Raw genomic sequence first — 620 nt, 5'->3', positions numbered from 1 at the left:
GGCGCCCGCGGGCGCCGGTCCGGCCGGGACCAGGCGGGTGCCCGTCAACAGGACATAGCCCACGAAGTACAGCAGCAGCGCGCCGGTCACCAGCGGCACCCCGGACGCGCCGTGCGCGTGGTGGTGCGCGGCGGGCGCGGCGGCCATCACCACGGCCATGTACACCATGGCCGCGGCGCCTATGAGGTGGTGCAGATGGTGCGCGCTCCTGCGCGCCGACCACAGGGCGCGCAGCGCCGCCGCGCCGAACACCACCGCGTACGCCGGCCACGCCCACGCGGGCGGGGTGAACGCGGCCGCGGGCACGGCCATGGCGGCCATGCCGAAACTCATCAGCGCCTCGCCGCCCGCGGTGCGCCGCTGCTCCTCGACGGTGCTGCGCATCCGCAGCAGACAGTAGGCCCCGGTCGCCGCGCACAGCGCGACCAGCAGCCAGCCGGGCGAAGCCGGTCCGTGCACCCCCCACCTCCCCGCTCCACGACTCCCGGGCCGCGGTGCGGCGGCCGGGCCGGTCGCTGAAGGGATGCCCGTGGCACGCGCTTCGCACGCGAGCGCGAGGAAGCACAGGGGAGCGTGCGGCGGAGCGCGGCGCGAGACCGTGCGCCCGCCGGAACGCGCCA

At 77.4% G+C, this 620-nt stretch carries 1 protein-coding gene; it reads right to left on the bottom strand.

Annotated elements, in window-relative coordinates:
- The coding region (locus tag IE249_RS07490) for a DUF5134 domain-containing protein (RefSeq protein ID WP_229857777.1) at positions 1-459 on the bottom strand (459 nt) is incomplete at its 3' end.
- Positions 460-620 lie beyond the last annotated feature (161 nt).

Origin of the sequence: Streptomyces anandii JCM 4720, assembly GCF_014650655.1 — a bacterium.
GTDB classification, from domain to species: domain Bacteria; phylum Actinomycetota; class Actinomycetes; order Streptomycetales; family Streptomycetaceae; genus Streptomyces; species Streptomyces anandii.
Note: the sequence above shows the minus strand (reverse complement) of the source record. Positions and strands in the feature narration are given on the sequence as shown.